A 12,630-nucleotide genomic window follows, 5' to 3' on the forward strand; every position below is an offset into this window, starting at 1 on the left:
GCGGCCGGTCGTTCAGCCGCTGTTTTCGGTCAGGCGCTTTGCCGCAACTCCGCCATATATTGTTTTCCCTGCTCTTCGTTATATTGTCCTTCCCATTTCGACATGACGACGGCCGCAAGCGCGTTGCCGATTACGTTCACAGCCGTGCGCGCCATATCTAAAATGCGGTCAATCCCGGCGATAAACGCCAGCCCTTCGACCGGAATGCCGACCGTACCAAGCGTCGCCAATAAGACGACGAACGAAACGCCCGGAACACCCGCAATTCCTTTCGAGGTGACCATCAGGACGAGCACGAGCGAAATTTGCTGTGAAAGCGGCATGTCGATGCCGTACAACTGGGCGATAAAGACGGCGGCCAATGCCTGATACAGCGTCGAGCCGTCCAAGTTAAACGAATAGCCCGTCGGAACGACAAACGACGTAATGGCTTTCGGGCACCCGAATCTCTCCATTTTTTCGATGATTTTTGGCAGCACCGTTTCAGAGCTCGATGTGCTATATGCCAACACTAATTCATCTTTTAAGATTTTAATAATATGAAAAATATTTATGCCCACCAATCTGGCCACGCCGCCGAGCACAACTAGCACAAAAAAAGCCATGACCGCGTAAACGAGCACGACGAGCTTGCTGAGCGGGAGGAGCGAAGCGACGCCAAACTTCGATACCGTCACACCGATGAGGGCGAAGACGCCAAACGGCGCGAACTTCATCACTTGGTTGGTGACGTAAAACATCGCCTCGGCAGTGCCTTGGAAAAAGCGAAGCACCGGTTTTCCTTTTTCACCGATCGCCGCTACTCCTAATCCAAACATGACCGAAAAGAAAATGATCGGCAGCATATTGCCGGTCGACAACGCTTCAAACACGTTTTTCGGCACGATGTTAACGAATGTTTCCACCATCGAGTGGTGCTGCACTTCGTTCGTCGTATCAATGTATGATTGAATATCGGTTTTCTCCAGCGACTTCATATTGACGCCCGCACCCGGCTGGAATACGTTCGCTGCCAAGAGGCCGACGACAATCGCAATCGTTGTGATAATCTCAAAATAAATAATCGTTTTGCCGCCCAGTTTCCCGAGCTTTTTCACATCGCCGACGTTGGCGACGCCAACAATTAAGCTCGAGACAACAATCGGAATGACGATCATCTTAATTAAACGGAGAAAAATGTCCCCGATCGGTTGCAAATATGCCGCTACTTTAGGATTCCCATAAAAAAGAGCCCCGACGACAATCCCGAGGATAAGGCCGATAAAAATTTGCCAAGCTAGTCCAATTTTCTTCACCTTTTTCGCCTCCTTCAGACAAATTTAGACAAAAACCGACAAAATTATTTTACTTTTAAAAATAAAACTTGTCAATGTCTTTCTCTAAATCCGCTTCGTTAAGCAACACTAAAGGTGGATTTTTCTTTTTTAAAATAGTTTTAATTTTCATTTTTGTTGCATAAAAAATAAGGAAACCTTACTAGACCGGTTTCCCTAATCTTGACCTTCTAGCCTTCTTTATGGCCGGCGCTTTTCTTTTTCCTGCCGGTAAAACTCGTGGAACATTTTCATTAACGCCCGCTTTTCGATGCGCGAGACGTAGCTTCTTGAGATGCCGAGCTCTTTGGCGATTTCACGCTGCGTTTTCTCGCGCTGCCGGCCGAGGCCAAACCGGTTGACGATCACTTCTTTTTCCCGCTCGTCAAGCACACTGATGTATCGTTTCACTTGCTCAAGTTCCATGTTGAGCTGAATTGCATCGACGATATCCTGCCCCTCCGATTTTAAAATATCGAGCAGACTGATTTCATTTCCTTCCTTATCTTGACCGATCGGTTCATGGAGGGAAACATCTTTGCGCGTTTTTTTCAGCGAACGTAAATGCATGAGAATCTCGTTTTCAATACAGCGGGCCGCATATGTCGCCAGTTTTGTCCCTTTGCCGGGTGAATAGCTTTCAATCGCTTTAATCAACCCAATCGTGCCGATGGAAATTAAATCTTCTACTTCCTCTCCTGTATTTTCAAATTTTTTTACAATATGGGCGACAAGGCGCAAGTTATGTTCGATGAGCCGATTGCGGGCTTGTTCATCGCCTTTGGCCATCAATTCCAAATATTTTTCCTCTTCTTTAGGGCTTAACGGCTGGGGAAATGCATTGTTTTTAATGTATGAGACGAGAAACGTCAGCTCTTTCAATAAAAAGGCAAACGCTGAAAAAATGTCGGACACGCTCTCACCCCCGCCTGCTTTCGTCGGCGGAAACCGCCTATCGTTATGTATATGCGGGGAGGATGTTGTCCGTGTCTGGACAAAAAAATTTAGCCGGCCCCTCCAAAAGGAGCCGGCTGCAGGCAACCATACCACCCGCGTTAATCAGCAAAAACAAACATCCCTTGTGCAGCCCGCCTGCTGTTCCCCTCCCAGACGGGGCCGCTGCGCTTCCGTTACACTCCCGCTTCGGCGCTCACTTCCGCAGCGACAACGAGCGCGATCGACGCGGTAATGACGACTGCCATGACGATAGCAAACATCCCCGTTCCCTCCTTGGCCTCCTAGTTTATTTTTATTTTACCAAAGAAGTACGGAAGCGCTTCTGCCACATTTTGAACAATTCTTGAAATTCGACCGCCAACAGGGACGCGCAAAGCATGGATCCCCTTCAGCCTCAGTCAAGTCGAACCATCCGTCCGTTCCAGCCACATCATAAGCCATACTCGCGCAATTGACATGGATCTTCTCCCCTTTCATCCTCATTGATTAAAACAATCGTTGATGGAAAGAACATTTGCGGTCAAGCAGCTCTTCCTCGGCCGCCCGTGCGAACGGCTCTTCTTCGCTGTTCCTTTGCCGCGGCTTTCTCCGCTCAATGGTGATCGTAATAAAAAACAAATGGATCGTCATGCCCGCTCACCTCCTTTCTATGCAAAAAGCCGCAGAAGGAAGGGTTTCTGCGGCTAAGTACACAAAAAGGCCGCAGAAAGCGAGACTACCCCCCTTCTGCGGCCCGATCGCTGCTTTTCATCATCGTGCACGTTTATTTCCGGTCGGCGGAAGGTCGAATAGCCAAGTAATGGAATGTATTCATTGATTCTGTCCATACCATCATTGTCATTGTCTTCGACCTCCCCTTGGAAATGACGTTACGAAGGTAATTATATCCAAAAATATCCTTGTTGTAAACCTTTTTTAGAGAAAATTTTTCCTCCCTTTGAACGCTAACGTGGTGAAACAAAAAGCCCGCCTTTTGAATCAAAAGGCAGGCTGCTACTATTTTAACGAGTTCTCCTCTTCTTCAAGCCGGCGGGCGTAAGCGGCGGAACGCTGCGAACAATACAAGGCAGCGGCAAAACAGCCGCCAACTGCCAGCAAAGCAACTGGTTTTTTTGCCGCCTCAAGCGCCCCCGGGATGATCGTACCTAAATAGAAAAACGCACCAAGCGCGAACAAGACGAGGCTGTATGTCTTAAAATCGCCTGCCTTCGCGCGCCAGTCGTTTCGTTGCTCCTTGTTCATCGCCGATCCCTCCTCCTTCCCACTGTACCATAACAAGAAGGGGAGAAGGGAGCGGCAATTTCAGCCAAGCGCCTGCGCCAAATCGTCAAGCAGATCGTTGACGTCTTCGAGGCCGACCGATAGACGGATGAGCCCATCCGTAATGCCGAGCTGTTCGCGCCGCTCTTTCGGAATCGAGGCGTGCGTCATTTTCCCCGGCAGCGAAATTAAGCTTTCAACCGCTCCTAAGCTTTCAGCAAGCGTAAAATAGCGGACGCGGGAAAGCACCGTTTCCGCCCGTTCAAGGCTGCCGACGTCAAACGAAATCATACCGCCAAATCCGCGCATTTGTCGCTTGGCCAACTCGTGGTTCGGGTGCTCCGGAAGCCCGGGGTAATAGACGCGGGTGACCGCCGGATGTTCTGACAAAAAGGCGGCAATGGCGCGCGCATTTTGTTCATGTTCTTCCATTCGTACGCCGAGCGTTTTCATCCCACGCATCAACAGCCACGAATCTTGCGGGCCGAGCACGCCGCCGGTCGAGTTTTGCACGAAATGGAGCCGTTCAGCGAGTTCCGCGGTGCGGACGACAGCCAGTCCGGCGACGACATCGCTATGGCCGCCTAAATATTTCGTCGCACTATGGATGACGATATCCGCACCAAGTTCAAGCGGCGTTTGAAAATACGGCGTCGAAAACGTGTTATCAACGATCACCAGCAGCCCGCGCGCCCGGGCAACGGCGGCCGCCGCCTGCAAATCGGTGATTTTCAAAAGCGGATTCGTCGGCGTTTCAACGTAAATCGCCTTCGTGTTCGGGCGAATATGCGCTTCAATGTTAGCGATATCGCTTGTGTCGACGAACGTTGCCTCGAGCCCGAACCGGTTCAGCACGTTCGCCATCACGCGGTACGTGCCGCCGTAGACGTCATCGGTCAGCACGATATGGTCGCCGCTTTGAAACAGCATCATGACAGCCGTAATGGCGGCCATCCCGGAAGCGAATGCAAATCCGGCTTCACCGCCTTCAAGGTCGGCAATGAGCTTTTCGAGCGCCGCGCGCGTCGGATTGCCGGTGCGCGAGTATTCAAACCCTTTATGTTTGCCGACTTCCTCTTGTTTGTACGTGCTCACTTGATAAATCGGAACGGACACCGCCCCGGTGTGCGGGTCGCCTGGGATGCCGCCATGGATGAGCATCGTCTTCCGTCTCATGAGGATCCTCCACCTTCGTAAATGTTTTTGCTTAAATACCGCTCGCTCCCGTCGGGGAAAATAACGACAATGTTCGTCCCGGGCTTCGCTTTTTCCGCCTCGAGCAAAGCGGCATGAAACGCAGCGCCGGACGAGCTGCCGACAAGCATCCCCTCTTGCCTCGCCAGTTCCCTGACACGGCGGAAAGCATCATCGTCGGCAATCGTATAAATGTCATCAAAATAATCCGAATCCATAAACGGCGGCAAAAACTCCATGCCGATCCCTTCAGTCCGGTGCGGCCCCGGCTCGCCGCCGCCTAAAATCGAGCCTTCCGGTTCGACGATCACCGTTTTGATGGCTGGATTTTTTTCCTTTAGAAACATCGCCGTCCCCATAAACGTGCCGCCGGAACCGGCGCCGGCGACGAAAACGTCGATCTGCCCACCCAAATCATCCCACAGCTCCGGCCCGAGCGTTTTGTAATACGTCCTTGGGTTGGCCGGGTTTTGAAACTGCTGCGGGCAGTATGCGCCCGGAATCGTGCGGGCGAGCTCTTCAGCTTTGCGGATCGCCCCTTCCATTCCTTCTTCGGTCGGCGTATGGACGATTTGCGCTCCGAGCGCTTTCATCAGCTGTTGCTTTTCAATGCTGAATTTTTCCGGCACACAAAAGATGACGTTCACATTTTTGCCGATCGCCGCTAATGCCAAACCGATGCCAGTGTTGCCGGCCGTCGGTTCGATGATCGTGCCGCCTTCTTTCAATTTTCCCGATTCGAATGCTTCGCGCAGCAGCTCCTGCCCAAGCCGGTCTTTGATGCTTCCGCCTGGATTGAAGTACTCCAGCTTTGCGAACAGGCGGATGCCATCCGGCAAGGAAAAACGTGTAATCTCAACAACCGGCGTATGGCCGATCAGCTCATGAATGTTTTTGGCTACCCGCATCGTCGGTCACTCCATTCTTCACATCCATTTGGCGGCGGAACGGCGGCGTCTTTACGTTTCTCGCTGTTTAGCCTTGTTTGTGCACCACGGCCAACATCGACAACACAAGCTCAGCCGAATGTTTTGCCGCCGTCTCTAAAAACTGTTCAAATGAGATATTCGACTCCTCGCCGGCAATATCGGACAGCGCCCGAATCACCACAAACGGCGTCCCAAACTGCACGCACACTTGAGCGATGGCCGCCGCCTCCATTTCGACGGCGCACAGCTCCGGAAATTGGCCGCGCACAAATTCGACGCGTTTCGGATCATTCATAAATGAATCGCCGGTCGCAATCAAGCCGGTGGCCGCCTGAAGGCCGTCGAGCTGCGTTGCCGCCTGTTTCGCCGCCTGAACGAGGGCCTCGTCAGCACGGTAGCGCGCCGGCAGACCGGGCACCTGCCCGTACGCATAGCCGAACGCCGTCACATCGACATCATGATGGACGACCTCATCGGAAATGACGAGATCGCCGACGCGCAGCGACGGCAAAAACCCGCCGGCCGAGCCGGTGTTGATGACGAAATCGGGTCGGAATCGGTCAAGCAACAGCGTTGTGCCCATCGCCGCGTTCACTTTGCCGATGCCGGACTTGAGCAGCACCGCTTCGATGCTGCCAAGGCGTCCAGTAGAAAATTCGCATCCGGCGATCACCACCTCTTCACGCCCTTCCATACGTGCGCGCAAAATGGCTACTTCTTCTTCCATTGCTCCAATAATGGCTGCTTTCATCGTTCTCCCTCTTTCTATGTCGTTTGTTTTACCGCCTCCATCACCCAGACGAACGCGTTTTGCTGCACAAAGAAGACGGAAAAGCCATGGTTGGCAAACAATGACGCCAATACGTCAAGCGTCGTATAATATTCGCGCTCGAGATCGTCGGCCAAATCGTGGAAACCGCGCGCCCGGGCGGCTTCGACAGCTTGGCGGAACGCTTCTTTGTCGCGAAACGCCGTATCGGCAAACACTATTTTACCACCCGGGTTAAGCAGTTGGCTATATTTGGCGATCGCCTTGTCTTTTTCCGCGTCGGTCAAATGGTGGAACGCATACGTGCTGGCCACCGTGTCGATCGGTTCGGGCGGCAGTGGAAATTGCAAAAAATCACCGTCCATGATGACCGCCTGCCCGCCGAGCTTTTTCACCGCCTTTTTCCGCATCGGCGCTGATGGCTCAATTCCATACACTGTTTTGCCGCGCTCGAGCAGCTTTTTCGTCAAATTGCCGGTGCCGACGCCAAACTCAAGCACCACCCGGCCGGATTTGTCAGCGACCGTGCTTAAAATACGGTCATAACCGGCAAACACGTCCCGGTATTGTTCATCATAGCCCTCGACCGATTGATCGTACGATTCCGCCCATTGCTCGAACAAATCGAGAAATTCCCTGCCCATATAGTCATACACCTCGTAAAGTTTATAATTCCTATAAACATAGTATGCTTTGAATAATCATCTGTTCCCAATGTAGCATAACTTTTCCCGCTGTTCAACGATCATGCCTGCCGCTGCTTGTATTGTTCCCCATCATGCCGCTGACTGCACACCGGTGGATGACAGCGGGAAAATTTGCTACACTGGCGTTGAAAGGAGGCGAAACGATGGTCAACATTTCCCTTGATTTAATCGAAGACAAAGTGGAATTTTTTGAAGCGGATGATTTACGGACGCTCGAAAAAAACATTAACGAGCAAATCGAACATAATAAAGCGCTGCTGCTTTCCGTCCACCATGTGTCGCACCAAATGCATGTCATGGAAAACGGGAAACGGTTTTACAGTGCGGTCGTCCATTTCAAAGCAAAAAAATAACAGGTGCCCATACCGCTTTCGGGCACCTGCCTTGCGTCACACCTAAATGTCCCTCTTCCGTTCTCCCGCCGGGCGGGGCCATATACCTTCCAAACCTGTTACGGCTTTTGCTTCAGCTTTTGCACTTTTGTCGGCTTCCAACCTTCATTCGTCACCCATTCAATATACACTTTGTAATGGGCGGTTTGATCATTCGTGGAAATCGTGGCGACCGCTTTATTCGGTCCGTTGTTGCCGATGAACCAAACGATCATCTCTTCCGGGGCAATGCCGGTCGCATAACTGACGGCATCAAGCATTTCCTTCCAATCCACCGAATCTTTTTTAAACACCGTTTCGTGCGGCTCTGATTGCGTCGTGCCAACCGGCTGCCATGCCGGGTTAACGATTTCTTTTTCAATGTTCGACCCCGGCGGGCCCGGCGTTTCCGTCACCTCGGCTTCTTCTTTCTCGCCGGCGGAAGCCGCATCATCCTCTTGCGGAGTCTCCTCCGCTTCGGCCGGTGCGGCCGTTTCCACTTCCACCTGTTTCGCGCTGTTGGCTGATCCGGTTGTTTTGACCCGGGAATCGGCCTCCTCACGGCTTGGCTGGCCGCCAAACAGCAAATTCCAAGCAACAACGAGAATGAGCAGCACAACAATGGCAATCGCCCCGTTCAGCCAGCGGTTGACTTTCCGCCGCTTGGCGCGGGCGGCAAAGCGCGTTCCTGTTTGCGGCACAGTCTCCTCCCCCTTTTCGGCAATTTTCCTGTTGAAAAAAAACGGGTTCTCTATATTGGTTCGTCATCCCCGCTCATTTTTGTCGCGGTCATACGCGTAAAGCGCCTCGACGGCGGCGGCAAACACATCGTTCGTCACGGCGAGCCCGCCCGGACGGTCAAGCTCAACGACGACAAGGGCGTATTTTGGGCGGTCAGCCGGGAAATAGCCGGCAAACCATTTATTAATCAGTTCGCTGCCGCCGTCCGTTTTCCCTGTCTCCGCCGTTCCCGATTTGCCGGCGACCGCATACGGCAGCGAGCGGAAGCGGCGCCCGGTTCCCTCTTTCTCCATGACGACGCTGCGCAAAAGCCGTCGCAGCTGCTGCACCGTTTCCGGCGCAAGCGGTTCCTTATCTGTCGCCGGTTCACGCGAAAAGGAAAATAGTGTCGTGCCGTTTTTATAGAGCACTTTATCGACGGCCCGCACTTTAAAGGCTGGGCCACCGCGGGCGATCGTCGCCATCATGTTGGCGACGCCAAGCGGCGAGACGCGCACATCTTTTTGCCCGATCGCCGTTTGCGCCACAGCGAGCGGCACTCGTTTGTCGCGTCGGTCATGCCAAATCGTTCCTTTTCGCTCTTCCGGAAACTGGCGGAACTCGTCCTCATGGTAAACTGCCCCCTCCCAACCGGCTGTCGGATACAACCCGAGTTTTTCGGCATACGTCTCAAATGCGTCTGAATCGCGTTTAATCAACTCTTTGCCGAGGGTGGCGAAAGCGTTGTTGCAGCTGACGGCAAAACTATCAACGAAGTCGAGCGTGCCGTAATCGTGCTCCTCATCGCGGGTCACGCCATCAATTTTTTTGCTGCAATCAAACGTCGTCCCGAACGAGGCAAGCCCTTTGTCAAGCGCCGCTGCAGCGATCACCGTCTTAAAGATGGAGCCGGGAATTTGCGGCAGCACCATTTGATTTTCCGCCCCACGGTTTTTGTATGGATCGCGTGGGTCCATATTCGGGCGGCTGACCATGGCCAGCACGCTGTTGGCGTCCACATCGAGCAGGACGAGCCCGCCTTTTTTCAACCCGTACCGGTCAACGATTTGCTCCATTTCTTGCTGGATATCACGGTCGAGCGTCGTTTGGACGGTCACCGGATAAAACGGATTGCCCGGGTCGCTATATTTGACATCAAGCCCAAACAGCGGCCGTCCTTCGGCATCTACATGGTAAAGCAGCTTCGTCTCGCCGTCGGCGAGCAAAAATTCGTCAAACGCCTTCTCGAGTCCTTGAATGCCGGCTTCCGCCTGCGGCGGGAGCGGCCGTTTCGGGTAGCGCGCGCGCAAGAGCTCCCGATCCGGGCGGGTAAAACCTAGCACATGCGGGGCGTACACCGTCTCGAGCGAATATTGTTTATTGACGGCAAAGACGCCCGGGATGCGCAAATCGTTAATTTGTTTCATCTGATTGGCGCTTAAAGCGAGCGGCTCGCCGCCTTGCTCTAAAACGAACGGACCTTCCGCCCGCTCGAGCTGACGGCGGATGTCTTCTTCGGCAACCCCTACGATGCGGGCGACTTGTTCAATCGGCCATTTCATCGTACTTAAAAATGGGAATAACACAAGCGACGGCACATACCGCTTGGTAAGCGGCTTGCCGTTTCGGTCGACGAACGACCCGCGTCCATCATCGATCATCAATTCTTGCGTGCGTTGGGCAACGCTCTCGGCAATTAAATTATGATTGGCAAACGACTCGGTGTCAATGAGCTGAAGCTGTGCCAACCGTCCGACGAGCAGCAGCAAACCAACTTGAATGAGCGCCAGCATGGCGATCGTCCGTTTTTTCCACATAAAGAAAACACCTCATCACCAGTTTCGACGAGGTGTTTTCATTTGAAACGTACCAAAGGCGGCGATTTTTCTGTTGGCGTCGCCGATTTTCAGGGCGCTTATTTGACTGCAACAATTTTCACCAGCATTTCCCCACCCGGCGTTTGTACGGTCACCTCATCGCCGACACGGCGGCCGATGAGCGATTTGGCGATTGGCGAATCGTTGGAAATTTTCCCTTCAAACGGATCGGCCTCCGCGCTGCCGACGATCGTATACGTCTCTTCCTCGCCGTCCGGAAGCTCAATGAACGTCACCGATTTGCCAAGCGAGACGACGTCCGGATTTTCTTTGTCTTCTTCAATGATGACCGCGTTGCGAATCATGTTTTCGAGCGTTTGAATGCGCGATTCGACAAACGCCTGCTCATCTTTTGCCGCATCGTATTCCGAGTTTTCCGATAAATCCCCGAACCCCCGTGCAATTTTAATGCGTTCGACAACTTCCTTCCGTTTCACGGTTTTTAAATACTCAAGTTCTTGTTCCAGTTTCTCTTTTCCCTCTTTCGTCATCGGGTATTGCTTTTCATTCGCCATTTGTCTCACTCCTCTATGTTCTTCATTATGTAAAACGTACGAACAGAAAAACAACTGTTCGTACGCTTACTTGTTATATAATATATTGTTTTGTCTCTGTTATGTTATTATAAAACCGATTTTTGTTCAAGGACTGTGCGAATTTTTGCTACCATTAAGTCAATGGCGACGACGTTTTGCCCTCCTTCCGGGATGATGACATCCGCGTAACGTTTTGTCGGTTCGACAAACTGGTTGTGCATCGGCCGGACAACGGATAAATACTGGTCGATAACAGAGTCAAACGTACGGCCGCGCTCTTTAATATCACGGATGAGGCGGCGGATGATGCGAATGTCTGGGTCGGTGTCGACATACACCTTGATGTCCATCAAATTGCGGAGCCGCTCGTCCTCGAGGACAAGGATGCCTTCCAAAATAATGACCTCTTTCGGCTCAACGCGGATGACTTGACTCGAACGAGTGTGAAGCGTATAGTCATACACCGGCTTGTCGACCGGCTCGTAGCGAAGGAGCTTATGGACGTGCTCGATCAACAGGTCGTTGTCAAACGCCAACGGGTGGTCGTAATTTGTCTTCAACCGCTCCGCAAACGGAAGATGGCTTTGGTCTTTGTAATAAAAGTCTTGCTCTAAGACAAGAATCGAACGGTCGCCGAAATGATCGTAAATCGCGCGGGCGACGCTCGTCTTCCCCGAACCGGAGCCGCCGGCAACGCCGATGACAACGGGCTTTTTCGCCATCTTAATTCTCCTTTCTCATCATGTTGTATGGGAAGAGAGGACGCTTGACTTTGAACTTGACAATTTGCAGCGGATGGCGCGCTGCATCGAGTTCATGGCCATTTTCATCCCAAATTTTTTCAATCACTTGGGTAAAGTTTTCAATTTCCGGGCCAAAAAATTCGACTTCATCGCCCGGTTTAAAATGGTTGCGCTGCTGGACGGTGGCGATGCCCGTCTTCCGGTCGTAGTCAAGCACCAAGCCGGCAAACTCATGCGTCGTTTTTCGGCTGTGCGTACCATACATATGGTTCGTATAGTCCGGGAAGCCTTCAAAAAACGATGAAGCGGTTTCGCGGTTGGCGCATTTGTCGAGCTCCCGCACCCACTCTTCATGAATGGTGAAATGGTCGGGGTCCGCACAGTAAGCATCAATGACCTTCCGGTACACGCTCACGACCGTCGCCACGTAATGGATCGATTTCATCCGCCCTTCAATTTTCAAGCTGTCGACACCGAGCTCAATCATGGCCGGAATGGCACGGATCAAGTTCAAATCTTTCGCGCTCATGGCAAATGGGGCGTCGCCTTCAGCAAACAGCGGGATTTCCCGTCCGTCAGCCAGCTGGTACAAGTCATAGTCCCAGCGGCATGACTGGCAGCACCCGCCGCGGTTCGAGTCGCGCGCTGTCATATGGTTGCTCAATACACAGCGGCCGGAGTAGGCGGAACACATCGCCCCGTGGATGAACGCCTCGATTTCAATATCAACCTTCTCCTTGATTTGCCGAATTTCCTCGGCGCTCACTTCGCGGGCGAGCACAACCCGCTCGAGCCCTTCCTCTTTCCAAAACTGGACCGCTTTCCAGTTCGAAAGCGACTGCTGCGTGCTTAAATGCACTTCGAGCTTTGGCGCCACCCGGCGCGCGGTCTCGATAATGAGCGGATCGGCGACGATAATGCCATGGACGCCGGCATCCTCGAGCGCCCGCAAATAATCGTCAACGCCCGGAATATTTTCATTATGGGCATAAATGTTGGCGGTGACGTACACTTTTGCTCCGTACCGGTTGGCAAATTCAACCCCTTCGCGAATTTCCTCGACCGTAAAGTTGTCAGCGTTGGCTCGTAAACTGTATTCCTGCCCGCCGATAAAGACGGCGTCCGCGCCGTAATGAACGGCGATTTTCAGCTTTTCTAGGTTGCCGGCCGGCGCGAGCAATTCCGGCTTTTTCACAATAACGCGTTTGCCGTCAACGATTTCGGAAATGCGGTCGTTTTTTAGCAGCATTTGTT

The 12,630-nt window shown here is 52.6% G+C and carries 14 protein-coding genes; 1 reads left to right on the forward strand and 13 read right to left on the reverse strand.

What is annotated here, in order from left to right; translation table 11 throughout:
• Positions 1–29: 29 nt before the first annotated feature.
• The 8 genes from gltP to M493_RS12250 form a co-directional block, all read right to left on the reverse strand.
• Positions 30–1,295: a glutamate/aspartate:proton symporter GltP gene (gltP, locus tag M493_RS12215; RefSeq protein WP_020960663.1), complete on the reverse strand. Its 1,266-nt coding sequence runs from the start codon at positions 1,293–1,295 to the stop codon at positions 30–32.
• A 219-nt stretch (positions 1,296–1,514) separates the two neighbouring features.
• Positions 1,515–2,228: an RNA polymerase sporulation sigma factor SigK gene (gene sigK / locus M493_RS12220; protein WP_020960665.1), complete on the reverse strand. Its 714-nt coding sequence runs from the start codon at positions 2,226–2,228 to the stop codon at positions 1,515–1,517.
• A 528-nt stretch (positions 2,229–2,756) separates the two neighbouring features.
• Positions 2,757–2,900 carry a YrzI family small protein gene (locus M493_RS17780; RefSeq protein WP_020960666.1) on the reverse strand — a complete coding sequence of 48 codons (144 nt, stop codon included), beginning with the start codon at positions 2,898–2,900 and terminating at the stop codon, positions 2,757–2,759.
• 366 nt (positions 2,901–3,266) lie between these two features.
• On the reverse strand, positions 3,267–3,512 hold the full coding sequence (locus M493_RS12230; RefSeq protein ID WP_020960668.1) for a YrhC family protein: 246 nt from the start codon (positions 3,510–3,512) through the stop codon (positions 3,267–3,269).
• Positions 3,513–3,572: 60 nt separating this feature from the next.
• A complete protein-coding gene (locus tag M493_RS12235) occupies positions 3,573–4,706 on the reverse strand; it encodes a bifunctional cystathionine gamma-lyase/homocysteine desulfhydrase (RefSeq protein ID WP_020960669.1) in 1,134 nt (377 codons plus the stop codon).
• Positions 4,703–5,632: a PLP-dependent cysteine synthase family protein gene (locus tag M493_RS12240; RefSeq protein ID WP_020960670.1), complete on the reverse strand. Its 930-nt coding sequence runs from the start codon at positions 5,630–5,632 to the stop codon at positions 4,703–4,705. The genes M493_RS12235 and M493_RS12240 overlap by 4 nt, the downstream gene beginning before the upstream one ends.
• Before the next feature lie 67 nt (positions 5,633–5,699).
• Positions 5,700–6,404 (reverse strand): 5'-methylthioadenosine/S-adenosylhomocysteine nucleosidase, encoded by a 705-nt coding sequence (gene mtnN / locus M493_RS12245; RefSeq protein WP_020960671.1) that lies wholly within the window; start codon positions 6,402–6,404, stop codon positions 5,700–5,702.
• A 14-nt stretch (positions 6,405–6,418) separates the two neighbouring features.
• A complete protein-coding gene (locus tag M493_RS12250) occupies positions 6,419–7,066 on the reverse strand; it encodes a class I SAM-dependent methyltransferase (protein ID WP_020960672.1) in 648 nt (215 codons plus the stop codon).
• A gap of 206 nt (positions 7,067–7,272) precedes the next feature.
• Here M493_RS12250 and M493_RS12255 point away from each other — a divergent pair, with 206 nt between their 5' ends.
• The gene (locus tag M493_RS12255) at positions 7,273–7,482 is read left to right on the forward strand and encodes a YrzA family protein (RefSeq protein WP_020960673.1); all 210 of its coding nucleotides are present in this window, start codon (positions 7,273–7,275) and stop codon (positions 7,480–7,482) included.
• Positions 7,483–7,580: 98 nt separating this feature from the next.
• Here M493_RS12255 and M493_RS12260 read toward each other — a convergent pair whose 3' ends face one another.
• The 5 genes from M493_RS12260 to M493_RS12280 form a co-directional block, all read right to left on the reverse strand.
• Positions 7,581–8,201: a YrrS family protein gene (locus M493_RS12260; RefSeq protein WP_020960674.1), complete on the reverse strand. Its 621-nt coding sequence runs from the start codon at positions 8,199–8,201 to the stop codon at positions 7,581–7,583.
• A 63-nt stretch (positions 8,202–8,264) separates the two neighbouring features.
• Positions 8,265–10,037 carry a peptidoglycan D,D-transpeptidase FtsI family protein gene (locus M493_RS12265; protein WP_020960675.1) on the reverse strand — a complete coding sequence of 591 codons (1,773 nt, stop codon included), beginning with the start codon at positions 10,035–10,037 and terminating at the stop codon, positions 8,265–8,267.
• A 98-nt stretch (positions 10,038–10,135) separates the two neighbouring features.
• Positions 10,136–10,612 (reverse strand): transcription elongation factor GreA, encoded by a 477-nt coding sequence (greA, locus tag M493_RS12270; protein ID WP_020960676.1) that lies wholly within the window; start codon positions 10,610–10,612, stop codon positions 10,136–10,138.
• A gap of 107 nt (positions 10,613–10,719) precedes the next feature.
• Positions 10,720–11,355 carry a uridine kinase gene (gene udk / locus M493_RS12275; RefSeq protein WP_020960677.1) on the reverse strand — a complete coding sequence of 212 codons (636 nt, stop codon included), beginning with the start codon at positions 11,353–11,355 and terminating at the stop codon, positions 10,720–10,722.
• Between the two features lies 1 nt (position 11,356).
• Positions 11,357–12,625, reverse strand: a complete 1,269-nt coding sequence (locus M493_RS12280; RefSeq protein ID WP_020960678.1) for a peptidase U32 family protein — start codon at positions 12,623–12,625, stop codon at positions 11,357–11,359.
• Positions 12,626–12,630 lie beyond the last annotated feature (5 nt).

The sequence above is a fragment of the Geobacillus genomosp. 3 genome (genome assembly GCF_000445995.2).
In the GTDB taxonomy this organism is placed as follows: domain Bacteria; phylum Bacillota; class Bacilli; order Bacillales; family Anoxybacillaceae; genus Geobacillus.

Excerpts from the sequence above, each read along its gene's own strand:
- M493_RS17780 (WP_020960666.1), bottom strand. The coding sequence starts at position 2,900 with ATGACGATCCATTTGTTTTTTATTACGATCACCATTGAGCGGAGAAAG.
- M493_RS12230 (WP_020960668.1), bottom strand. The coding sequence starts at position 3,512 with ATGAACAAGGAGCAACGAAACGACTGGCGCGCGAAGGCAGGCGATTTT.
- M493_RS12235 (WP_020960669.1), bottom strand. The coding sequence starts at position 4,706 with ATGAGACGGAAGACGATGCTCATCCATGGCGGCATCCCAGGCGACCCG.
- M493_RS12240 (WP_020960670.1), bottom strand. The coding sequence starts at position 5,632 with ATGCGGGTAGCCAAAAACATTCATGAGCTGATCGGCCATACGCCGGTT.
- mtnN (WP_020960671.1), bottom strand. The coding sequence starts at position 6,404 with ATGAAAGCAGCCATTATTGGAGCAATGGAAGAAGAAGTAGCCATTTTG.
- M493_RS12250 (WP_020960672.1), bottom strand. The coding sequence starts at position 7,066 with ATGGGCAGGGAATTTCTCGATTTGTTCGAGCAATGGGCGGAATCGTAC.
- M493_RS12255 (WP_020960673.1), top strand. The coding sequence starts at position 7,273 with ATGGTCAACATTTCCCTTGATTTAATCGAAGACAAAGTGGAATTTTTT.
- M493_RS12265 (WP_020960675.1), bottom strand. The coding sequence starts at position 10,037 with ATGTGGAAAAAACGGACGATCGCCATGCTGGCGCTCATTCAAGTTGGT.
- greA (WP_020960676.1), bottom strand. The coding sequence starts at position 10,612 with ATGGCGAATGAAAAGCAATACCCGATGACGAAAGAGGGAAAAGAGAAA.
- udk (WP_020960677.1), bottom strand. The coding sequence starts at position 11,355 with ATGGCGAAAAAGCCCGTTGTCATCGGCGTTGCCGGCGGCTCCGGTTCG.
- M493_RS12280 (WP_020960678.1), bottom strand. The coding sequence starts at position 12,625 with ATGCTGCTAAAAAACGACCGCATTTCCGAAATCGTTGACGGCAAACGC.